2 protein-coding genes are annotated in these 2,921 nt (G+C 73.1%); both read right to left on the reverse strand.

Annotated elements, in window-relative coordinates:
- A partial coding sequence (locus ACFFNX_RS46730; RefSeq protein WP_378212822.1) for a hydantoinase B/oxoprolinase family protein occupies positions 1–1,739 on the reverse strand: 1,739 nt, incomplete at its 3' end.
- Positions 1,740–1,741: 2 nt separating this feature from the next.
- The coding region (locus tag ACFFNX_RS46735; protein WP_378212821.1) for a hydantoinase/oxoprolinase family protein at positions 1,742–2,921 on the reverse strand (1,180 nt) is incomplete at its 5' end.

The raw sequence follows: 2,921 nt of genomic DNA on the forward strand, positions 1-2,921 counted from the left end.
CGCAGGCGCGCCCGCAGCGCGGCGGTCGCCTCCTCGTCCACGGACGGCTCCTCCGGCGTCCCGGCGAGCACGACCCCGTAGTCGTCGCGCGCACCCTCGGCCGAGACCTTGCCGTCCCGCACGTCGGCGGCCACCGTCGCAGGCGGCCGGTTCAGCGGGTCGCCCCACCCGCCGCCGCCCGTCGTACGGATCCGGACCACGTCCCCGGCCCGTACCGGATGGTCGTCGACGAGGCCCTCCATCGGCGCACCCGCCACCTCCGCGCGGAACGGCCGCCCCGCGCGACCGCCGTTCACGCCCCAGCAGGACAGGATCGAACGGTCGGCGATCGACATGTAGTGCGCGTCGCGCAGCATCCGGATGTGCTTGTCGTAGCCGAGCCCGCCGCGATGCTCCCCCGGCCCGCCGGAGTCGACGGCCAGGCCGAGGCGCTCGACGCGGAACGGCCAGCGCGCCTCGGCGAACTCCACCGGAATGTTCCGCGAGTCGGGCACCACGTGGATCGTGTCCTCGCCGTCGGCGTAGTAGCGCCCGCCGGAACCGCCGCCGAGAACCTCGCGCATCAGGTACGGCTCGGGGTCCTCGCCGTACACGCCGGTGTAGCGGATGGTCTCCTGGTCGGCCGGCATCCGGCCGCCGGTCGCCTTGGCCAGCACGCCCGCGAGGACGCCGAGCAGCCGCAGGATCACGAACGTGCGGGCGTTCGTCGGAGCCGGGAAGATCGGGGTGAGCAGGGTGCCCTTCTCGGGGAAGCGCATCTCGATCAGCGGCACGACGCCCTCGTTGACGTCCAGTTCGGCCATCCGCTCCGGCGAGTCGGCGAGGTTGCGCAGCACGGGCGCCAGCCACTTCTTCAGGAACACCCCGTCGGCATAGTCGCCCGCGTGGTTGATCGGCCCCTTGGCCTGCGGTGACGTGCCGGTGAAGTCGATGACGAGCTTCCCGGGCGACTTGGTGAGCGTGATCCGCTGGGCGTGCAGCCGGGGCGGGTCGACCCCGTCGTGCTCGGCGTAGTCCTCCCAGACGTGCGTGCCGTCGGGGATCTTGGACAGGATCTCCCGCCGGAACGTCTCGGTCGTCTTGTCGATGATCGCGTCGAAGCAGTCCTCGATCGCCGCGCGCCCGTACCGGGCGAACAGTTCGCCCAGCCGCCGCGCGCCCATGAGGCACGCCGAGCACTCCGCGTCCAGGTCGCCGGCGAGCGAGCCGGGCATCCGGGAGTTGCGGGTCATGATGCGCAGCGCCGCGTCGTTCGGCACGCCCTGGTCCCACAGCCTGATCGGCGGGACCATGAGGCCCTCCTCGAACGCCGACCGCGCGTGCGAGGGCATCGAACCCGGCACCGCGCCCCCGATGTCGTCGTGATGCCCGAACGCCTGCACGAACGCCACCACGTCGGCGTCACCGCGGCCCGGGCCCGAGAACACGGGCACGGTGACGCACAGGTCGGGCAGATGACCGATGCCGCCCTCGGACAGGTAGACGTCGTTGTGGAAGAAGACGTCCCCCGGTCGCATCGTCTCGATCGGGAAGTCGCGTACGACGGGTTGCACGAGGGCGGAGTACGAACGCCCGGTCAGCTTTCGCATGCGCCGGTCGTGGATGCCGGCGCGGAAGTCGTGCGCGTCCCGGATCATCGGCGAGCGCGCCGTACGGGCGATCGCGGTCTCGACCTCCCTCTCGACGGAGGCGAGCGTGCCCTCCACGATCTCCACCAGGACCGGATCGGCGCCGCCCATCGTCACTCGCCCTCCTCACCGGCCGCGCGGGCGGCCTCGTGTCCCGGCCACCCGCTCGCCGGGGTTCGCTCCCGTCGCGTCACCACCAGGTTGCCGTGGCCGTCCGCACGGACGGCAAAGCCCGGGTGCAGCGGCAGCGTGGATCCGAACTCCTCGATCACCGCAGGGCCGGTCAGGACGTCACCGGGTTCGAGGCGGTCGCGCGCGTACACGGGCACGTCGGCCCACTCGTCGAAGAAGACGCGGCGGACGCCCGTACGGGCGCGTGCGGGGTCGCCGTCGCCCGGCGGCCGTACCGTCGGCTTCGGGCGGTCGATCGGACCGATGCCGGCGACGCGCAGGTTGACCCACTCGACCGGGTCGCCGCGGTGGCAGTAGCCGTACAGGCGTTCGTGCTCGTCGTGGAAGCGCGCGGCGACCTCGGCGACGTCGGCGCGGCCGACCGGGACGCGCACCTCGAACGCCTGCCCCTGGTAGCGAAGGTCGGCCGAGCGCACGTAGCGGTGCTCGGCGAACCCCTGCCGGTCGAGCGCCGCGCCGGCCTGCGCCTCCAGCTCCGCGTACACCTCCTCCAGCTCCTGCGGCCCGGGGTCGCGGGTGACGCGCGTCCGCACGTACTCGCTGCGCACGTCCACGGTGAGCAGGCCGAACGCGGACAGGTTGCCCGGGTCGCGCGGCACGATCGCCGAGGGCAGCCCGAGGATGTCGATGAGGCGGCAGACGAGCAGCGGCCCGGAGCCGCCGAAGGCGACCATGGGGAAGTCGCGTACGTCGAGGCCGCGCTTGACGGTGATCTGGCGGATGGCGTTGGCCTGGTTCCAGGCGCTGATCTCCAGGATGCCGGTGGCGCACGCCTCGGTCTTGATGCCCAGGCCCGAGGCTAGCGCCGCGAGCCCCTCACCGGCCGCCGGCACGTTCAGGGGGATCTCGCCGCCGAGCAGGTGCGGCGGGATGCGCCCGAGGTGGACGTGGGCGTCGGTGACGGTGACGTCCGCCGCGCCCCGGCCGTAGCAGATCGGCCCGGGGTCGGCGCCCGCCGAGCGCGGCCCGACCTTGAGCGTGCCCTCGGGGGAGATCCAGGCGATCGAGCCGCCGCCGGCGCCGACCGTGACGATGTCGATCATCGGGATCTTGGACGGGTAGTCGCCGACCGTGCCCTCGGTGGTGAGCGTCGGCTCGCCG

This window comes from Actinoallomurus acaciae (assembly GCF_042429965.1).
GTDB lineage: Bacteria > Actinomycetota > Actinomycetes > Streptosporangiales > Streptosporangiaceae > Actinoallomurus > Actinoallomurus acaciae.